17 protein-coding genes are annotated in these 17,159 nt (G+C 65.5%); 8 read left to right on the forward strand and 9 right to left on the reverse strand.

Annotation, left to right across the window (positions count from 1 at the left end):
• From O5O53_RS04670 to O5O53_RS04685, 4 genes are read right to left on the reverse strand one after another with little or no spacing between them, the layout of a single operon-like run.
• Entirely contained in the window at window positions 1-870 is an 870-nt protein-coding gene (locus tag O5O53_RS04670; RefSeq protein WP_269509454.1) for a serine hydrolase, read from the reverse strand.
• 14 nt (window positions 871-884) lie between these two features.
• A complete protein-coding gene (gene purH, locus O5O53_RS04675; protein WP_269509455.1) occupies window positions 885-2,420 on the reverse strand; it encodes a bifunctional phosphoribosylaminoimidazolecarboxamide formyltransferase/IMP cyclohydrolase in 1,536 nt (511 codons plus the stop codon).
• Window positions 2,413-2,997 carry a phosphoribosylglycinamide formyltransferase gene (purN, locus tag O5O53_RS04680; protein WP_269509457.1) on the reverse strand — a complete coding sequence of 195 codons (585 nt, stop codon included), beginning with the start codon at window positions 2,995-2,997 and terminating at the stop codon, window positions 2,413-2,415. Before purN ends, purH begins: the two co-directional genes overlap by 8 nt.
• Window positions 2,998-3,007: 10 nt before the next feature.
• On the reverse strand, window positions 3,008-4,243 hold the full coding sequence (locus O5O53_RS04685; RefSeq protein WP_269509459.1) for a cell division protein PerM: 1,236 nt from the start codon (window positions 4,241-4,243) through the stop codon (window positions 3,008-3,010).
• 306 nt (window positions 4,244-4,549) lie between these two features.
• Between O5O53_RS04685 and O5O53_RS04690 the strand changes: the two genes are divergently transcribed.
• Window positions 4,550-5,290, forward strand: coding sequence for a M23 family metallopeptidase (locus tag O5O53_RS04690; protein ID WP_269509461.1), 741 nt, complete (start codon window positions 4,550-4,552; stop codon window positions 5,288-5,290).
• Window positions 5,291-5,607: 317 nt separating this feature from the next.
• Window positions 5,608-6,306, forward strand: a complete 699-nt coding sequence (locus O5O53_RS04695) for a M23 family metallopeptidase (RefSeq protein ID WP_269509463.1) — start codon at window positions 5,608-5,610, stop codon at window positions 6,304-6,306.
• A gap of 4 nt (window positions 6,307-6,310) precedes the next feature.
• Here the strand turns inward: O5O53_RS04695 and pcrA are convergent, their stop codons facing one another.
• A complete protein-coding gene (gene pcrA / locus O5O53_RS04700) occupies window positions 6,311-8,752 on the reverse strand; it encodes a DNA helicase PcrA (protein WP_437177843.1) in 2,442 nt (813 codons plus the stop codon).
• Here pcrA and O5O53_RS04705 point away from each other — a divergent pair.
• Window positions 8,691-8,984, forward strand: coding sequence for a chorismate mutase (locus O5O53_RS04705; RefSeq protein WP_070472910.1), 294 nt, complete (start codon window positions 8,691-8,693; stop codon window positions 8,982-8,984). The genes pcrA and O5O53_RS04705 overlap by 62 nt on opposite strands.
• On the opposite strand, the gene O5O53_RS04710 is transcribed toward O5O53_RS04705, so the two are convergent.
• Complete coding sequence (locus O5O53_RS04710; protein ID WP_239307337.1) at window positions 8,981-9,310, reverse strand: antibiotic biosynthesis monooxygenase family protein; 330 nt, start codon at window positions 9,308-9,310, stop codon at window positions 8,981-8,983. The two genes, O5O53_RS04705 and O5O53_RS04710, sit on opposite strands and share 4 nt — an antisense overlap.
• A gap of 110 nt (window positions 9,311-9,420) precedes the next feature.
• On the opposite strand from O5O53_RS04710, the gene pgi reads away from it, so the two are divergent.
• The 3 genes from pgi to O5O53_RS04725 are packed head-to-tail and all read left to right on the forward strand — an operon-like array spanning window position 9,421 to window position 13,190.
• Window positions 9,421-11,058, forward strand: a complete 1,638-nt coding sequence (gene pgi / locus O5O53_RS04715; protein ID WP_269509467.1) for a glucose-6-phosphate isomerase — start codon at window positions 9,421-9,423, stop codon at window positions 11,056-11,058.
• Window positions 11,058-12,545 carry a glutamate-cysteine ligase family protein gene (locus O5O53_RS04720; RefSeq protein ID WP_269509469.1) on the forward strand — a complete coding sequence of 496 codons (1,488 nt, stop codon included), beginning with the start codon at window positions 11,058-11,060 and terminating at the stop codon, window positions 12,543-12,545. The genes pgi and O5O53_RS04720 overlap by 1 nt, the downstream gene beginning before the upstream one ends.
• Before the next feature lie 15 nt (window positions 12,546-12,560).
• On the forward strand, window positions 12,561-13,190 hold the full coding sequence (locus O5O53_RS04725; RefSeq protein ID WP_269509471.1) for a DedA family protein: 630 nt from the start codon (window positions 12,561-12,563) through the stop codon (window positions 13,188-13,190).
• Window positions 13,191-13,243: 53 nt separating this feature from the next.
• Here O5O53_RS04725 and O5O53_RS04730 read toward each other — a convergent pair whose 3' ends face one another.
• From O5O53_RS04730 to O5O53_RS04740, 3 genes are read right to left on the reverse strand one after another with little or no spacing between them, the layout of a single operon-like run.
• A complete protein-coding gene (locus tag O5O53_RS04730) occupies window positions 13,244-13,501 on the reverse strand; it encodes a hypothetical protein (protein WP_269509473.1) in 258 nt (85 codons plus the stop codon).
• Window positions 13,498-14,400 carry a RelA/SpoT-related domain-containing protein gene (locus O5O53_RS04735; RefSeq protein WP_239355678.1) on the reverse strand — a complete coding sequence of 301 codons (903 nt, stop codon included), beginning with the start codon at window positions 14,398-14,400 and terminating at the stop codon, window positions 13,498-13,500. Before O5O53_RS04735 ends, O5O53_RS04730 begins: the two co-directional genes overlap by 4 nt.
• The gene (locus O5O53_RS04740; protein WP_269509475.1) at window positions 14,400-15,236 is read right to left on the reverse strand and encodes a DNA-formamidopyrimidine glycosylase family protein; all 837 of its coding nucleotides are present in this window, start codon (window positions 15,234-15,236) and stop codon (window positions 14,400-14,402) included. Before O5O53_RS04740 ends, O5O53_RS04735 begins: the two co-directional genes overlap by 1 nt.
• Before the next feature lie 10 nt (window positions 15,237-15,246).
• Between O5O53_RS04740 and O5O53_RS04745 the strand changes: the two genes are divergently transcribed.
• Window positions 15,247-15,486 (forward strand): hypothetical protein, encoded by a 240-nt coding sequence (locus tag O5O53_RS04745; protein WP_181890154.1) that lies wholly within the window; start codon window positions 15,247-15,249, stop codon window positions 15,484-15,486.
• Window positions 15,487-15,575: 89 nt separating this feature from the next.
• Window positions 15,576-17,150 (forward strand): HNH endonuclease signature motif containing protein, encoded by a 1,575-nt coding sequence (locus tag O5O53_RS11705; protein ID WP_269509477.1) that lies wholly within the window; start codon window positions 15,576-15,578, stop codon window positions 17,148-17,150.
• The last annotated feature ends 9 nt before the right edge of the window (window positions 17,151-17,159 follow it).

Here is a 17,159-nt window from a genome sequence, read left to right on the forward strand (position 1 = left end):
CTAACAACGCGACGTGGGCAGGTCGCCGCGCATGGCGTTGAGCCCGTCCGCGAGCTCGTTCAGCATGGCGAAGCTGCCCTCGTGGCCCTTCGGGCTGTGGGCGGTGATTGCCACGGCGATGTCGCCGTTCGGGCCCGGGATGAGGCCGAACTGGCGGGCCAGGTGCCCGCCTTCGTGGTAGTTCCAGCCGCCCTTGTAGCGGGCGCCGCCGATGCGGCCCAGGCCCCAGTGCTGGTAGTCCACGATGCGTCCCATCATGTCCAGCACCGGCTCGTGGCCCGCAACGCAGCGCAAGCCCGAGGCGAACTCGGCCTGGTCGCTGGTGGTCCACAGCGTGCCCATTTGGTAGCCGGCCGGGGTGGTCGTGCGCGCGCCCGCTTCGCGGATCACGCCCTCGTAGCCAGCGGCAGGCACCTGGCCGAACATGTGGTGCGCGGCGGGGTTGTCGGAGCGGGTCACGGCGGCCTCAGCGTCCGGGTAGAACGCCTGGCTCTGGCGCAGCGCGGCGATAGCCAGCGGCACCTTCATCGTGGAAAACGCGGGCTCGGGCCGGTTGTCGCCGGCGGTGAAGCTGCCCACTGCCACGGTGGCGCGGCCGCCGTGGCGCCCCACCACGTCCGCCACGAGTCGGTCCAGCTGCGCCTGGACGTCCACCGTGGACGAGACGTGCTGCGCCTTGCCGGGCTTCGGGGTGGTCAGCGGCAGCGGCAGGCGGATGGCGTTTTTCACCTGCGGCGGCAGCTGGTTGTAGGCCTGCACGATTGGCTGGCCGATCACGGGAATCTGGTCGATCGCCGTGTACGTCGGCACCGATGACATAGGGAACGCCAGGCCCGCGGTCAGGGCCAGGGCTGCAATCTTGGAGGGCACGGGAAACGGTCTTTCTAGTGGGCGAAGTGGCGGGTGCCGGTCAGGTACATGGTCACGCCGGCGGCCTCAGCGGCGGCGATGACTTCCTCGTCGCGGATGGAGCCGCCGGGCTGCACCACGGCCTTCACGCCGGAATCAGCCAGCAGCTGGAACCCGTCCGCGAACGGGAAGAACGCGTCGGAGGCGGCCACGGCACCGTTGGTGCGGTTGCGCCCCTCGTCGAGGGTGTTGGCGCGGTCCACGGCAAGCTTCGCGGAGTCCACGCGGTTGACCTGGCCCATGCCAATGCCTACCGACGCCCCTTCGGCCGCGATCAGAATTGCATTCGACTTCACGCAGCGCACTGCGCGCCACGCGAATTCGAGATCCGCCAGCGTCTGCTCGTCGGCCGCCTCGCCGGCGGCGAGGGTCCAGTTGGCGGCGTTGTCGCCCTCGGCCTGGAAACGGTCGCGCTCCTGCACGAGCCAGCCGCCGGCGATCTGCTTGCGCTCCTCGCCTGGCTGCTTCGGCTCGACCTCGAGGATGCGCAGGTTCTTCTTCGTCTGCAGCAGCTCAAGCGCGTCCGCTGCGTAGGACGGTGCGACGACAACCTCGGTGAAGATCGGCTTGATCTGCTCCGCCAGCTCCAGGGTGACCTCGCGGTTGCAAGCGATCACGCCGCCGTAGGCGGACACCGGGTCGCAGGCGTGGGCCTTCTTGTGCGCGTCCGCGATCGAGGTGTCGGACACGGCCACGCCGCAGGGGTTGGCGTGCTTGATGATTGCCACGCACGGGCGCTCGTGGTCCCAGGCGGCGCGCCACGCGGCGTCGGCGTCCTGGTAGTTGTTGTAGCTCATCTCCTTGCCGCCGTGCTGGGTGGCGGCAGCCAGGCCCCAGCCCTCGTTTTCCAGTCGTGCGGCCTGGTGCGGGTTCTCGCCGTAGCGCAGGGTGGTGGTCTCGTCGGCGCCGGAGGCGTCCGCGCCGAGCTGGTTGGACAGCCAGGAGGAGACCGCGGCGTCGTAAAGCGCAGTGTGCGTAAATGCCTCGAGAGCGAGCTGCTTGCGCTGGTCAAGGTCGAAGCCGCCGCCCTTGACGGCCTCGACGACCTCGCCGTAGCGCGCAGGCGAGGTGACGACGGCGACCGACGGGTGGTTCTTCGCCGCGGCGCGGACCATGGACGGACCGCCGATGTCGATCTGCTCGACGCACTCGTCGAAGCTGGCGCCGGACGCGACGGTCTCCTCGAACGGGTAAAGGTTGACCACGACGAGATCGAACGGCTCGATGCCCAGCTCCTGCAGCTGGTCCACGTGGCTGTCCTTGCGCAGGTCCGCGAGGATGCCGGAGTGCACGCGCGGGTGCAGCGTCTTCACGCGGCCGTCGAGCACCTCCGGGAAGCCGGTCACGTCCGCAACCTCGGTGACCGCCACACCCGCGTCAGCGATGCGCTTCGCGGTGGAGCCGGTGGAGACGATCTCCACGCCCGCCTGGCCAAGCGCGCGGGCGAGCTCCTCCAACCCGGTCTTGTCGTAGACGCTGATCAGAGCGCGCTTAATTTCCCGCTTAGACATTGAAGACAGCCTTTCCATTGACAATTTCGACGTTGTGCAGCAGATGAACGATCTGCTCGCGCTCCACCTTCTTAATACGCTCGTGGAGCTCCGACTCCGTGTCCCCCGGCTGCACCTCAACGGCGCGCTGGGCGATGATCTCGCCGCTGTCCAGGCCTGCGTCCACGTAGTGCACCGTGCAGCCGGTGACCTTCACCCCGTGCTCCAGCGCGTCGCGCACCGCGTGCGCGCCCGGGAACGAGGGCAAAAGGGACGGGTGGGCGTTGATCGTGCGCCCCTCAAATTCCTGCACGAACGCCGGGCCGAGCAGCCGCATGAAGCCGGCGGAAACCACCAAGTCCGGCTCGACGGAGGCCACTGCGGCCACCATTTTGTCGTTCCAGGCGTTGCGGTTGGTTTCCATCGGCACCACGGCGGTGCGAATGCCGGCATTTTTGGCGCGTTGCAGTGCCGGACAAATTTGATCCGCCACCACGAGGTCGACGCGGTAGCGGTTCTCCTGGTTATCGATGATCGCTTTCAGCAGGGTGCCGGTGCCCGACGCGAGGACGGCCACCGATTTCGCAGAGTCACTCACACACCCAAGTCTAACTACCGCTTCGCGCGGATGCGCGTTGCCTCACCAGCGCCACGCCGCGCACAAGCGCGCCCGTCAGCGCGACCCAAATAAACAGGGACAATGCGAGCGCGAACGGATCCGCGCCGACAAGCCCGTAAGCCCCGGCACCCCCGGACGAGAAGATGCCCAGCAGCGCTCCCATCAGGGCGGCCCACGTGGCGGCCGCAGCGACGCTTTCGAGGCTCAAAGGCTTGACGACGAACGCGTGCGCAAGCACCGCCGCCGGCACAATCAGCAGCACCGGTGCCCACTGCGGCATTTCCGCCGGGATCGCCGCGAACAGCGGCAGCGGCGGGTAGGCCACGTTGGAGGTGGCGAACAGGCTCACGCCCGCGCCGGCGGCCTCGAAGCTGCCGCCGAGCAGCACCGCGAGCTGCGCGACCGCCGCGTTGGGCAGGTACAGCAGACTCAAGACCACCAGGGCTACTGCCCCGCCGACCCCGAGCTGCGGGAACTGGGAGACCAGCTCGCTAACGCGGCCGTAGCCGAACGCGAGGGCGACGAGGAAGACCACCGTGGCCGCGGCAATCAGGCGGAGAATGAGGTTCGCCGCGTGCGCCCCCGCGTCCACCGCCTCCGCCGGGACGCCGCTGCGCTTGGCCAGCGCGTGCCACACCACGCGCCGCACGCCGATGATGAAGCCCACCAGGTGCACGATCAGCGGGTAGACGAACGCCGCGACGACGGGCGGCATCCCCACCGGGTATACGTGCGAGGCGTCGAACACCATGAACAGCGCGATGGCGCTGATTAGCAGCGGCAGGCCGAGCGCGAGCCCGAGCAGCGTCAGCAGATCCAGCACGCTGACGCGGCCCGCGGTGGCTTTGCGCACCTGCACCGCCACCACGGCGGCCACCCCTACCGCGGGAAGGAGAGGCATTGCGGTGAGCGAGACGCCGTCGATAAGCAAAGGCACGCCGTGGAGAGCGAACCATGCCTCGCCGACAGCGCCGGGGAAATACGTGAGGCTCCAGCCGGCGATGAGGATGACCGCGAAGCACAGCGCGACAAGCCCAAGCACCAGCGCCAGGTTCGGCACGAGCGCGTACGGCAGGTAGTGGCGCACCCTCTCTTTGGCGGTGGCAGGCACCTTGTCGTTCGCAGCCGGGCGTTTGACGCCCGTGATCTTCCGCTTGGCTGCGCCTTTGCGACGCTGACGGCGCGCATCCGACTGGCGCGGCCTCTGATTGGGTGTGGTGCTCATCGCGTCCTACTCTGCCACCCCGGCGACAACCCCCACCACAGTGACACCCGCCCGGCCCGCTGCCTGGCGGCGTCACCTGGCGAAATGCGGCGGTTCATCGCCGCTACGCAACGGCGTGGCGCACATCTCTAACGCGGCGGGGGTGTAACGTTCGCCCGAATAAGCACGATTTAAGAAATATTTCAGCTTCTGTCTTGCTCCGACGAGACCGATTCGTTACAGTAACCTCTCGTAGATAACAGGAAGGTCACGATTCCGCTGTGAACAGCGGAGGAGATGGCCAACGGAAGATCTCAAAGAGGGCTCATGTTCAACTCCAAGAAGCAGGGCGGCAAGCACCGCAAGCAGTCCCCCAACAAGGGGCGCGTTGCCGTCGTCGCAGCAGCCACTGGCGCTGTGTCCACCGCTGGTTTCTCCGGCCTGGTCGCCGGTCCCCTCACCAGCAACCAGGACGCCGAGCAGGGACAGAACATCAAGCTCGCCGCAGACGCCGACGAGCTCCAGAGCGCCGATCCGGGAGTGGACGAGGCTTCCGCCGAGGAGACCCCGCAGATCCTCTCCATCGCCGAATACAAGCCGGTGGAGAACCTCACCGAGCAGCTGGACAAGGCTATCCAGCACTCCGACGAGGTTGCCCGCCTGGACGAAGCCGCCCGCGCGCCGCTGTTTACTAAGCCGGCCGAGGGTGCCTTCACCTCGGGCTTTGGTATGCGCTGGGGCTCGATGCACAACGGCGTCGACATCGCCAACACCCCGGGCACCCCGATCCGCGCAGTTGCCGCTGGCACCGTGATCGACTCCGGCCCGGCGCAGGGCTTCGGCAACTGGATCCGTATCCGCCACGAGGACGGCTCCATCTCCGTTTACGGCCACATGCAGTCCCTCTACGTCGCCGTCGGCGAGGTTGTGCAGCCCGGTCAGCTCATCGCCGGCATGGGCAGCGAGGGCTTCTCCACCGGCTCCCACCTCCACTTTGAGATCTGGTCGGACGGCGCCACCCCGTCCGATCCAGCTCCGTGGCTCGCAGCCCGAGGCATCGGCCTCTAAACATTTCAGCCCTTTTCCAACGGGGCCTTCCGCGCTTTTCGACGCGCGGGAGGTCCCGTTTTTGCGCAGTTGACGCGCGCAGCCTCTTTGACGGGGGTAAACGCCCTACCCCCGACCTCTAATACCACGCGCAACAATTTTCACATCAGCAACACGCCGGGTGAGCTGGACGGACGCCTAAGTTATCCCCCAGATTCGAACAAACGTGCACGTCACAGCATTGCCAGGGCTCATTTCGCCGGTTAGATTCTCTGCCTGTGTGCGTGGCCGAGACCGCGCCTAGCCCTCTACAGAGTTAGAAAAGGTATCCCCCAAACATGAACCGACGTCTCACTTCGAGCATCGCAGCCGTCTCGGCCGCAGCAGCAATGGCGCTCACCCTCGCGCCCGCGCCTGCTACCGCCCTGACCGTCACTGTGGGTGGCGCAACCGTCTCCGACGCGGGCCAGGCCCTGGGCGCAGTAGCGAAGGCCGCTGGCGCCATCAAGGAAAGCGGCGCAACAATTACCGCAGGCGACTACAAGATCGTCTACGACCCGCGCGCACTCGAGGCTCCGCTCGCCGCCGCGTTCGCACCGGCGAAGGGCAGCGACTGGGTGGCCCCGCAGCGTGGCCGCACCGCCGACGGCCGCGCCGTGATCACCCCGGCTTCCGGCCGCTTCACCTCCGGATTCGGACCCCGCTGGGGCACCGTGCACCAAGGCATCGATATCGCCAACGACCTGGGCACCCCGATCTACTCCGTCATGGACGGCACCGTCATTGCCGCGGGCCCGGCACGCGGCTTCGGCAACTGGGTGGTCATCAAGCACGACGGCGGCGAGGTGTCCGTCTACGGCCACATGCGCTACTACGACGTCTCCGTGGGCCAGCGCGTCACCGCCGGGCAGAAGATCGCCTCCATCGGTAGCGAGGGCCAGTCCACCGGCCCGCACCTCCACTTCGAGATCAAGCCAGACGGCGTGAACCAGGTGGACCCGGTGCCGTGGTTCGCCGCCCAAGGCATCAAGATCTAGCGGGCTAGAGCTTCTCCATGGGCACGCCGCCGATCGTCATCAAACGGACGGTGCCCGAGGAGCCGAAGTCAATCGTCACCGTCTCCCGCACGCCTGAGCCCTCAACCGCCATCACGGTGCCGAGCCCGTACTTGGCGTGATTGACCCGGTCGCCCACGGCGAGGTTGAGGTTCTTGTGCACCCTGGCCCCGGAACCGCCCCGGCGGGAGCGGGCCGGCGGGCGGGAACGAGTGGGTGCGCCCCACGCGTCAGAACTGAATGAGCGCTCCGGTTCCAACCTGCGCCAGTCGATGAGGTCCTCCGGGACCTCTGCGAGGAAGCGGCTGGCAGGGTTGGTCACCGGAGAGCCCCAAGAGGCGCGCAGGATCGCGCGGGTGAGGTAGAGCTGCTCCTTGGCGCGGGTGATGCCCACGTACGCCAGGCGACGCTCCTCGGCGAGTTCCGCCGGATCCCCCAACGCCCGCAGGTGCGGGAACTGCCCGTCCTCCCACCCGGTGACGAACACCACCGGGAACTCCAGGCCCTTCGCCGTGTGCAGCGTCATCAGCGTGACCACGCCTTGCTCGTGCTCCGGCAGCTGGTCCGCGTCCGCCACCAGGGAGACCTTCTCCAAGAAGGCCTGCAGGGATCCCGGCGCGGGCTCGCCTTCCTGCATCACCTCGTTGAGCTCCTCGTCGGTCATGTACGCCACCTGGTTGGCGGCCTCGGAGGAGAACTCCCGGGCCACAGAGACCAGCTCATTGAGGTTGTCCAGGCGCGCGCCGTCCTGCGGGTCGTTCGACGCCTCCAGCTCGGCGCGGTAGCCCGTGTCGTCCAACACCCGGGTGATCAGGGCGCCCAGGTCCGGCATGCCCGTGGCCTCATTGCGCATCGACGGCATGTCGTCGCGGATCTGGCGGATCATCTCCACAAAGCGCGTGATCGAGTTGGTCGCGGCCTTGGCAAGCATGTCGACGTTGCCGGAGGTGGCGTCGACAAGCGAGCGCCCGAAGCTTTGGTTGTTGTTTTCTGCGTGCAGCGCCACCATCGATTGCGCCTTGTCGCCGATGCCGCGCTTTGGCACGTTGACGATGCGGCGCATGCTCACCGTGTCGTCCGGGTTCTCCAGGACCTTGAGGTAGGCGACGATGTCCCGGATCTCGCGGCGCTCGTAGAAGCGCGTGCCGCCGACGACCTTGTACGGGATGCCGGAGCGGATGAAGATGTCCTCGAGCGCGCGCGAGGCGTTGTTCGTGCGGTACATCACCGCCATGTCCGAGTACGGCACTCCCCTGTCGGCCAGGGTGTCAATCTCGGAGGCGATGAAGCGCGCCTCGTCGTGCTCGTTGTCCGCGACGTAGCCGACGATCTTCTCGCCGGAGCCCTGGTCCGTCCACAGCTTCTTCGGGCGTCGGCCCTCGTTCTGCGCGATCACCGCGTTCGCCGCGCCCAGGATGTTCTGCGTGGAGCGGTAATTCTGCTCCAGCATGATCGTGGTGGCGCTCGGGTAGTCGCGCTCGAATTCCTCGATGTTGCGGATGGTCGCGCCGCGGAACGCGTAAATGGACTGGTCCGAATCGCCCACGACCGCCAGCTCCGGCGCGTCCGGGCCGTCGCCGACAAGAGTGTGGATGAGCTCGTACTGGGCGTGGTTGGTGTCCTGGTACTCGTCCACAAGCACGTGGCGGAAGCGGCGGCGGTAGTAGTCGGTGACCTGCGGGTGTTCCTTGAAGATGCGCACGACCTCGCCGATCAGGTCGTCGAAGTCCAGCGCGTTGGACTGGCGCAGGCGACGCTGGTACTCCACGTACACCTTGGCCACCGTGGTCTCGAACGGGTTGTGTGTGCGCTCCGCGTTCGCCAGCGCCTCCTCCGGGCCGATCAGCTCGTTTTTCAGATTGGAGATCCCGTTTGCCAGGGTGCGGGGCGTGAACTTCTTCAAATCCAGGTTGAAGTCCTTGGCAATCATGCCCAAAAGTCGGCGCGAATCATCCGAGTCGTAGATGGTGAAGTTGGTGTTCAGCCCCGGCACCAGCTGGGCCTGCTGGCGCAGGATGCGCACGCACACCGAGTGGAAGGTGGCCACCCACATCCGCTCCGCTTCGGGGCCGACCAGCTGGCCCACGCGCTCCTTCATCTCCGCGGCCGCCTTGTTGGTGAAGGTGATGGCCAGGATCTGCCACGGCGCCACGCCGCGGTTGTGCAGCAGGTAGGCAATGCGGCGGGTGAGCACCGCCGTCTTGCCGGAACCCGCGCCCGCGACGATAAGCAGCGGGCTGCCTTCATGGACGACGGCGGCCTGCTGCTGCGGATTCAAACCCAGGGTCAGATCAGTCATGGCCGTTACTGTACTAACGCCTCCGACATCACCCGCGCGGGTGTTCGAACTGGCATAATGGTCAGCCATGAGCGAGCTTGAAATCCGCATGCCTTCCGGCACAGATGACCCACTCTCGGACGCGGAGATTCAGGCGTACCGCAAGGAGATCGACCGGCTCGACCGCGTGATCCTCGACGCGGTGAAACGCCGCAGCGAGATCTCCAGCGCCATCGGCAAAACCCGCATGGGATCGGGCGGCACCCGCCTGGTGCACACGCGCGAGGTGGCCATTATCAACCAGTTCCGCGACGAACTGGGCGAGGAAGGCCCCGGCCTGGCGCAGATCCTGCTGCGCCTCGGCCGAGGCAAGCTGGGTTAGTCCTGCTCGAGGGAGTCGAGCACGACCTCGAATTCCAACAGGTCTGCGGACTGCGAGACCGGCTTGCGGGGCTTTTCACTATAGGCGTCCTTCGACTCGCCGTGCCCGGCGCGGCCCGCGCCCTCCCACCACGCGCTGTAGGACTCTTCGTCGGCCCAGCGGGTGACCACGAAGTAACGGTCCTCGCCCTTGACCGGGCGCAGCAGCTGGAAACCCTCGAAGCCGGGGTGGCCGTCGATGGAGTGCTTGCGGGCAGCAAACCGGCGCTCCAGCTCCGCGCCGGCACCTTCAGGGACAGTGATCGCGTTGATCTTCACAATTGCCATGGGCGCCATTATCCACGCATTCCCGGCACACGGACGTTCCCTCCGAGTTTTGGCTACCTTTGATCAAGGACAACCCAACCGCGAATTGAACCGCCACCTGGGAGGCTGACATGCACGACATCACGTCCACCGACAGCTGGGGCAAGCTGGAAAAACTCCACGCGGAAAAGTCCCGCACCACCCTGCGGGACCTGTTCCGGGCGGACGCTGAGCGCGCGCAGCGCTACACGTTCGACGCGGCTGGACTCCGCGTCGATCTTTCGAAGAACTTGGTGGACGGAGACGTCGCAAAGCAATTGCTCGCCTTGGCCGACGAGGCTGGCCTGAAAGGCCGCATCGAGGCGATGTTCAGCGGCGAGCGCATCAACTCCACCGAGGACCGCGCGGTGCTGCACACCGCGTTGCGCGCGCCCGAGGACGCCCAGCTGGAGGTGGACGGCCAGGATGTCACCGCGGACGTGCACGCGGTGCTGAAGCAGATGCGCGAGTTCGCCACCAAGCTGCGCAGCGGCGAGTGGGTGGGCCACACCGGCAAGACGATTTCCAAGGTGGTCAACATCGGCATTGGCGGCTCGGATCTGGGCCCTGCCATGGCCGCGAAGGCGCTGCGCACCTACGCTACTGCTGGCATCACCGCCGAGTTCGTCTCCAACGTGGACCCGGCGGATATGACGCGTGTGCTCGCTGAGGTGGATGCGGAAGAAACGCTGTTCATCGTCGCGTCCAAGACGTTCACTACCCAGGAGACGCTGGCCAACGCGCACGCCGCGAAGCGCTGGTTGCTCGAGCAGTTCGGCGGCGACGAATCCGCGATTGCGAAGCACTTCGTGGCCGTGTCCACCAACGCGGAGAAGGTGGCTGAGTTCGGCATCGACACCGCGAACATGTTCCCGTTCTGGGATTGGGTGGGCGGCCGCTACTCCATGGATTCTGCGATCGGGCTCAGCCTCATGGCCGTCATCGGCCCGGAGGATTTCATGCGCATGCTCGACGGCTTCCACGCCATGGACCAGCATTTCCGCACCGCTCCGTTTGAGGAGAACGTGCCTGTGCTGATGGGGCTTTTGAACGTTTGGTACCGCAACTTCCACAAGGCGCAGACGCACGCGGTGCTGCCGTATTCGCAGGACCTCGCCCGCTTCCCCGCGTACCTGCAGCAGCTGACCATGGAGTCCAACGGCAAGCACACGCGTATCGACGGCGCAAGCGTCGACCACGACACCGGCGAAATTTACTTCGGCGAGCCGGGCACCAACGGCCAGCACGCGTTTTTCCAGCTGATCCACCAGGGCACCACGCTCGTGCCGGCGGATTTCATCGGGTTTGCCAAGCCCCGGGCGGACCTGCCCACCGCCACCGGCGAGGGCTCCATGCACGACCTGCTCATGGGCAACTTCTTCGCGCAGACGAAGGTCATGGCGTTTGGCAAGACCCAGCAGGAGATTGAGGCCGAGGGCGTGCCGCACGCGCTGGCCCCGCACAAGGTGATGCCGGGCAACCGCCCCACCACCACGATTCTGGCCGAGGAGCTCTCCCCGTTCAGCCTGGGCGCGCTGATCGCGCTGTACGAGCACATCGTGTTCGTCGAAGCCGCGATCTGGGGCATCAACGCCTTCGACCAGTGGGGCGTGGAGCTGGGCAAGGCGCAGGCGAACGACCTCGCCGCCGCCGTCGCTGGCGAGGAGGCGCCGGACACGGGCGATTCCTCCACCGACAACCTGATCGCTTGGTACAGGAAGCACCGCTAATGGGCGACGCCGTTTCTTCGGAGTCCTACACTCCGCGCCAGCGCACCACCTACCGGCGCCGGCTTGAAGACGAGCTGGAGCGCTTCGACCGCCATCTGCAGGACGCGGACTTCGTGGACCACGGCACAATCGGGCTCGAGCTCGAGCTCAACCTGGTGGACGGCGACATGCAGCCGCACCCCAACAACCAGGCGGTGCTGGAGATACTTGGCGACGAATACCAGTCCGAGATCGGTGCCTACAACGTGGAGATGAACCACCCGCCGCTGGGCATCGAGGGCGACGGGTTGGCGCGGCTGGCGGAGGGCGTGGAGAAGCGCCTTGCCACTGTGGGCGACGCCGCGGAGCAGGCTGGGTCGCAGCTGGCGATGATCGGCACGCTGCCGACGATGACCTCGCAGTTTCTGGACAGCGACGAATGGATGACCCAGGAAAACCGCTACGCCGGGCTGAACAACTCCATCCTGGAATCGCGCGGCGAGCTGGTGAAGATCGACCTGCGCCGAGACGAAAAGTACACCCACTACTTCGAAACCATCGCCCCGGAATCCACCTGCACCTCCATGCAACTGCACCTGCAGGTGGCACCCAACCGGTTCGCGGACGCGTGGAACGCCTCCCAGGCGATCGCGGGCGTGCAGGTGGCACTGTCCGCCAACTCCCCGCTGTTCATGGGGCACAAGGTGTGGCACGAGTCGCGCATCCCGGTGTTCAAGCAGGCCATCGACACCCGCACCAAGGAGCTGATCAACCAGGGCGTGCGCCCGCGCGTGTGGTTCGGCGAACGGTGGATCACCAGCGTGTTCGACCTGTTCGAGGAGAACGTGCGCTACTTCTCTCCCCTGCTGCCCGAGGGGCGCATGGCAGCCGGCGCGCCGTTCATGAACGGCGACAACCCCGGCCTGCACTACCTCAACCTGCACAACGGCACCATCTGGCGCTGGAACCGCGCCATCTACGACCCGGCCGGCGAGCTCAGCCACATCCGCGTGGAAAACCGCCTGCTGCCCGCGGGCCCCACAGTGAAGGACATTGTGGCGGACGCGGCGTTCTACTACGGGCTGGTCAAGGCGCTCGGCAACCAGACCCGGCCAGTGTGGTCGCGCCTGAGCTTCGAGGCGGCCAACGACAACTTCCTCGCCGGCGCCCGCGACGGCATCAACGCCGAGGTGGAGTGGCCGACGCTGGGGACGGTGGCGGTGGCGGAGCTCGTCGAGAAGCATCTGCTCGAGCTCGCGCACGAAGGGCTGCGCACGCTGGACGTGGACGAGGCCTGCGCCGACGAGTACCTCGGCGTGATCGAGGGGCGCGTGCGGGCCCGGCAAAACGGTGCGACGTGGCAGCTCGCCGCGCTCGAGCGCGTGGCCGGCGGGTCGAAGGCCCTGACCACGGAGCGCGCGGACGGGCTCGCCCGCGTGTTACGCCAGTACATGAAAAATTCCCAGGCAGACGCGCCGGTGCATACTTGGACGCTCGAGGTTGAGTAGGGCAAGATAGGCCCAATGCAGAGCATCATCGACTGGATTGTGGGCCTCATGGAGACCCTCGGCGCGCCCGGCGTCGGCATCGCGATCCTCTTGGAGAACCTCTTCCCGCCCATCCCGTCCGAGGTGGTGCTGCCGCTCGCCGGCTTCACCGTCGCGCAAGGATCGCTGAACATGGTCAACGTGTTCATCTGGTCCGTGCTGGGCTCCGTCATCGGCGCGTATGTGCTGTACGGCATCGGCGTGTGGCTGGGCCTGGAGCGGCTGCGCAGAATCGCCGACTGGATGTGGCTCGTTCGCGCCTCCGACGTGGACGCCGCGATGAACTTCTTCACCAAGTACGGCAAGCCCAGCGTGTTTATCGGCCGCCTCATCCCCGGCGTGCGCTCGCTGATCTCCATCCCCGCCGGCCTGGGCAAGATGAACCTGGTCACCTTCGGCCTGTGGACCACCCTCGGCTCCGGCATCTGGAACGCCATCCTGATCTACCTGGGCTACGTCCTCGGCGACAACTGGGAGAAGGCCACCGAGTACGCCGACACCTACTCCAACGTGATCTACGTGGTGCTGGTGCTGATCATCCTGGGCTTTTTGGTGTTCTTCATCCGCCGTGCGGTGCGTGAAAAGAACGCGGATCCATCTGCGTAGGAAAACACAACCCCAGGCAGCCGTTCACAGATGTGGCGGCTGCCTTTTACGTTCTAGGAAACCCTCTCACTTCTTGTCCAATATTCAACGAAATCAGGGAGCTCATCAACCCGGAAGTACCTGGAGTGGGTCACCTTCAAATCTTCGAGTGAGGGCGACCCGATCACCACGATTTCGACGTCAGGGTTCTCGTTGGACTGCTCCTCGTCGAGACGCTGCCTGATCGCTTCGCGAGAATCCGCGTATTCCGTGATTTGGCGCTCGCCGGTTTTCCGGTTGAACACGATGAGAAAGTGCTTCATTTTCTTCACTCGCTTTCAAGCTCGAAAGCGCTCAGGCTTTGTGATAGGTCTCGTAGTGATCGAATGAGGCTCAGAATACTCGAAGCCTGATCTCCAGCGACAGCCTCGGATCGCGACAGCGCTTCGAAAGATCTTGAACGCAACTCATGCAACCGAGGATTCAATGGAAGCCCCGGAGGTATAGTTGCAAGATTTCTCATTGAGGTCTGACTGTGCCGGTTGCTCGCAGCTCGCGTCCGCTCCATGTCGTGAATGTCACTCGCTATAGACCCGAGGTGAGCGGCGACTTCAGCAAGCTTCCTGTTTTCTGGCCGATAATTCCTTTCATAACGGATTCGACGCCCAGTCTTATCTGCTAGCTTTTCAAAAGCGTTGGCCCACTCGGACTGAAGCAAAGTCCGTAGTTGCAACTCAACGATTCCCGCGGCTGAGTCGATAATCAAGTGAAGGGCGCGGTAGCCGCCAGGCTGAGCACGCGCGATGTAGTCCCGCTCAGTGACGCGATGCCCTTCCGCGACTAGCCGTCGACGGAGCTCGTACCCCAGGTAGCGAAGATCATCGTGAAGCACGTTGGCTGTAATTCGTGCTCCCGCAAAATCCCACATCCGGCCCAACTGAACATTCGCACCCGGGTCCTTTTTCGATCTGCGGATTTTGTCACCGATAGTTGATTGTGACTTGACCCGGTAGGCGCTGACGATGTCCGGACGCTGGCCTTCTCCACCGAAAAGTTGCTTCGCAAAATCCGCGCATGATGCAGCTGTGCGCCTGGCTATCTCATCATGCCAGTAGATCATTTCTGAGGCTTCGGCGGGCATCTCCGCCCATCCCGCAAAGTACTCCCCCAGTTCGTTAATCTCCTGCTTGCTCCACGGGCGTTTCTCTTTGAAGAAATCAAAGTCAAACATCACTCCCCCTTTCGCCTCGGAATATAGCAAGGCTCAGGCTGGCACTGCGGGCACCACCAGATAACCCGCTCCAGGTCGCCCTCCCCACCGAGGAAGCCCTTGGTAATCAGCGTGCCGCACCGCCTGCACGGCTTGTTGTTGCGGCCGAACACGTAGTTCGTCTCCCCCGCCCGCTTGATCCCCGTGGTCACGCGGACGGGGGCGTCTTTATTCGCCCACATCAGCCGTCGCGCGAGGCGCACATGCTTCTCGACGTCCACGTCTCGCACCAATTCCCCTGGGTGGGTTCCAGCCAGGAAGTTGACTTCCGCGCGGTACTCGTTGCCGATGCCGGCGAGCTTGCGCTGATCTAGCAGGGCGCGGCCGATTTCCCGGTCGGGCTCCGCCTCGATGCGCCGGACCGCCTCGTCGAGGTCGAAGTCCGGGTCCAGCAGGTCGGGTCCGAGGTAGCCCATCTCCTGTTGGTATTGCCTGGCCGGGAAGACGCGGACCAGCCCGAGCCAGAAGCCGACGAGCTCGATGTCGGCCTTTGGTTCGTCGCTAAGCGAAAGCACCACACGGGCGGCGTGAGCGGGCTTTTTCCACCTGGTGCCGGCGCGGTGCATGGACCACGTGCCCTCCATTTTCAGGTGGGTGTGCAGGATCTGCGGCTGGTAGCCGTCTTTGGCGAACTGCATAAACAGGTGTTTGCCGTGCGGCCAGACGCGCTCGCAGGTCATGCCCGCGAAGTCGACGGTGGCGTAGCGCGGGACGCGGATGCTGGTGGCTGTCACTTCGCGGTTTTGCATCCACTGCAGGCGCTTTGACAGCTGATAGACGGAATCACCTTCGGGCATAGTGGGGTCTATGTTCCAATTTCTGCGCAAAATCTTCAACACTGTCTTCAACTCCGGGCCGACGCCGGAAGAGTCGCTTGTGGGGTTCTTCCCGGACATGGACGCCGCGGTCGAGTGGGCGCGCGGGGTGCTCGCGGAGACCGGCACCGACCCCAAAGAGCAGTTTGTGCGCGCGGTGAAAGACGTGCGCGAGGCGAATCCTCGACTTGGCCTTGCGGCGGCGAATCACCTGGTGAAGCAGCTAGTTTAGAATGTTTGTTCGAATTTGAGTTTTACGTGTCGGACGCGTTGTTACATTGACACCCAACACCCGCGAAATGTTGCGGAAAGGAGGGTGTCGTGAACGGAATCGCTGAGCTCGTGGACCAGGTCGCCGACGGCCTGTCGCAGTTGCGCCAGCTTCTCGACGATCCATCGGCCCTCCCCCTCGCCACCATCACCCGCGACATCGCCCGCCTCGAACGCGCGATGGACAAGAAGGCCTACTTGGACGCTGCCTTCGCGCAGGCGTGCGTGCTGGCGGACGCCGGAAAGCTGGTCGGCGCGAACCACCCGGACGCGTACCTGACCGAAAAGCTCGGCATCTCGCGCGGCGAGGCGTACAACCGCATCGCGCGGGCGAAGGCGCTTTTCGACGCTCCGCCCCCGCCGCCGGAGCCTGAAGACCTCTTGTTCGAGGAGGACTGCACTGAAGAGGACCGCTCCACCGCGGAAGAGGCCGCGCGCAAGACCGCCGAGGAGGAAGCCGAGCGCCGCCGCAAGGACCAGGAGGAGGCGCGCAAGCGTGCCGACGAGGTCCCGGCCGCCAAGCAGGACATCATCCGCCGCGAGCTAGACAAGCTACTCAAGGCCGCCGAGGGCGAGCGGATGCGCATCTACGCCCGCGCGATGGAGCAGGCGAAATACCGCGACGAGAAGGACCTGCGACTGTTTGTGAAGCGCCTGGTCGCCGAGGCCAACAAGCCCTACGTGAAGGCGAACCCGAACGCGGGCTTTGAAAAGCGCGACGCCTCGCTGGGCAGGGAGAACGTGGACGGCACCTTCGACGTGACGCTGTCGATGACCCGCGCCGACTACGCGCTGTACAAGGCGCTCACCGACAAGGGGTTGTCACCGAACTCCAACATCCCGGAGGAGCTCCAGGGCGACCGCGACCCGCGCACCAAAGGCCAGCGCCGATACGACCAGTACATGTCTATCCTGCGCCAGTACGAGGAGGGGCAACAGGCCGCGAACGGCGGCGCCGCGTCGGTGGTTGTGTCGATCACGCTCGACGACCTCGCCGAGGCCGACGCCAACACCTTGTTCCAAACCAACGTCGGTGTGGACCTCGACGCCTTCGACCTGGTCCGGCTGGGCATGGACGGCACGAGCGATTTCCTGCTCACCGTCGACGGGCTTTCCGGGGTGCCGCTGCACCTAGGCCGGTCGCGGAGGCTCGCGTCGGTGGGCCAGCGCATCGCCATGTTCGCGGTGCAAGGGGTGTGCTCCTGGGCCGGCTGCACGACCTCAATGAGCGAGTGCGAGGCCCACCACATCATTTCCTGGCTGCGGTATGGGGCGACCGACATCGAGAACCTCACCGGCCTGTGCCCCACCCACCACAGGTGCAACAACGACCACAGGGACGGCTCGTTCAACAAGGGGTACATGGACTACGACCCCGACACCGGCGGCGCCGTCCTGGTCAAAGCCGACGGCACCCGCCACACCAACACCACGGACCCCGCGATGCACTCGGCGGTCAACCGGTTAAAGGCGAAACGGGCCTCAGCATCGGCACCGCCACCTGCGGAAACGCACTGGCCCACCTCCCCACCGCCACCACCGGGGCGCGCGGGTCATGCTGCCCATGCGAATCAGCCAAACCACCGACCCAATCGACCTGGTCACCGCATGCCGATGCGGCCCTAAACAGCATGC

It is taken from the genome of Corynebacterium faecium (assembly GCF_027257105.1).
Lineage (GTDB): Bacteria > Actinomycetota > Actinomycetes > Mycobacteriales > Mycobacteriaceae > Corynebacterium > Corynebacterium lehmanniae.

Coding starts and splice junctions, on each gene's coding strand:
- pgi (WP_269509467.1), top strand. CDS start 9,421: ATGCACGACATCACGTCCACCGACAGCTGGGGCAAGCTGGAAAAACTC.
- O5O53_RS04720 (WP_269509469.1), top strand. CDS start 11,058: ATGGGCGACGCCGTTTCTTCGGAGTCCTACACTCCGCGCCAGCGCACC.
- O5O53_RS04690 (WP_269509461.1), top strand. CDS start 4,550: ATGTTCAACTCCAAGAAGCAGGGCGGCAAGCACCGCAAGCAGTCCCCC.
- O5O53_RS04695 (WP_269509463.1), top strand. CDS start 5,608: ATGAACCGACGTCTCACTTCGAGCATCGCAGCCGTCTCGGCCGCAGCA.
- O5O53_RS04740 (WP_269509475.1), bottom strand. CDS start 15,236: ATGCCCGAAGGTGATTCCGTCTATCAGCTGTCAAAGCGCCTGCAGTGG.
- O5O53_RS04710 (WP_239307337.1), bottom strand. CDS start 9,310: ATGGCAATTGTGAAGATCAACGCGATCACTGTCCCTGAAGGTGCCGGC.
- O5O53_RS04685 (WP_269509459.1), bottom strand. CDS start 4,243: ATGAGCACCACACCCAATCAGAGGCCGCGCCAGTCGGATGCGCGCCGT.
- O5O53_RS04735 (WP_239355678.1), bottom strand. CDS start 14,400: ATGTTTGACTTTGATTTCTTCAAAGAGAAACGCCCGTGGAGCAAGCAG.
- O5O53_RS04725 (WP_269509471.1), top strand. CDS start 12,561: ATGCAGAGCATCATCGACTGGATTGTGGGCCTCATGGAGACCCTCGGC.
- purH (WP_269509455.1), bottom strand. CDS start 2,420: ATGTCTAAGCGGGAAATTAAGCGCGCTCTGATCAGCGTCTACGACAAG.
- O5O53_RS04705 (WP_070472910.1), top strand. CDS start 8,691: ATGAGCGAGCTTGAAATCCGCATGCCTTCCGGCACAGATGACCCACTC.
- O5O53_RS04745 (WP_181890154.1), top strand. CDS start 15,247: ATGTTCCAATTTCTGCGCAAAATCTTCAACACTGTCTTCAACTCCGGG.